Below are 1084 nucleotides of genomic sequence, written 5' to 3'. Positions count from 1 at the left end.
CCTGAATTCAAGTCCGAAGTGCGACACTTTCACTTCAAGCAACTAAGCACATTTCTTTAAACACTACGGCTGGTTGCTTGAACCCTAAACACTTCCTTGGACGATTATTTATTCGTCTCATTGCGAAGTGTATTCTCTCTTCTGTAACACGTCTTAAATCGGTACCTTTGGGCACATATTGCCTTAGGAGTCCGTTGCTATTTTCGTTTGCTCCACGTTCCCAAGAACTGTATGGATGAGCAAAATACACTGTCGTTTCTAATGCTTCGGCTATCTCAGCGTGATACGCGAACTCTCGACCATTATCTGCTGTGATCGTGTGAACATGATCTTTAAAAGGCAGCAATAGCTCTATGGTTGCTTGAGTCACATCTTTGGCTGATTTCGAATCCACTTTCTTTATAAGGTAAAAACGTGTCTTTCTTTCTAGCAAGGTGACAATTGAGCCTGAGCCGTGCTTACCTAAAACAGTGTCTATCTCCCAGTCTCCAAAGCGCTTTTTGGTATCAACAATCACAGGCCGATCATCAATGGATACCTTATTCTTGATCACTTCAGCTTTTGTTCTCTGGCCTTTCCGGTAGCGTTTTCTTCCTTGCCTCAAATGGCGGTAAAGTGTCCCTTTGTTTCTTTTGTCATCATGGATATATTGGTAAATCCATTGATGACTGACGGGAACACCGCAGTTTTTGAGTACGTTAGAGACTTGCTCAGGACTCCAGTCGATTTCAATTAAAATACGAATAAAATCAATTGTCTTTGATGATATGCGATATTTTGCCGCTGTCTTCCGCCTTATCAAACAGGCTCTTTGGGCTTTGTCAGGGCAATATTCTGTTACTTTTTTATTCCGCTTTAACTCACGGTAAATCGTAGCTCTATGACAATTCAGGATGAGTGCAATATTTGCCACTGATATTTCTTGCCCTAAAAGAGCGGAAATCTGGTATCTTTTGCCTTCGGTCAACTGCTGATAATTCATGTTGGTACTGCTTTATCTGTGGTAAGAAGAAGTGTATCAACTTCAGCAGTTGGCTTCTTCTACACCTGATTTGCAGTGTCGCACTTATTATCTGAATTTAGG

At 41.4% G+C, this 1084-nt stretch carries 1 protein-coding gene; it reads right to left on the bottom strand.

The genetic code is table 11. The features are described from left to right. Positions 1–34: 34 nt before the first annotated feature. Positions 35–982 carry an IS30 family transposase gene (locus DFP77_RS19430; protein WP_114413812.1) on the bottom strand — a complete coding sequence of 316 codons (948 nt, stop codon included), beginning with the start codon at positions 980–982 and terminating at the stop codon, positions 35–37. Between the last annotated feature and the right edge of the window lie 102 nt (positions 983–1084).

This window comes from Marinomonas foliarum (genome assembly GCF_003337275.1).
GTDB lineage: Bacteria > Pseudomonadota > Gammaproteobacteria > Pseudomonadales > Marinomonadaceae > Marinomonas > Marinomonas foliarum.
The sequence above is the reverse complement of the archived record's forward strand: the minus strand, read 5'-3'. Positions and strand labels throughout refer to the sequence as shown.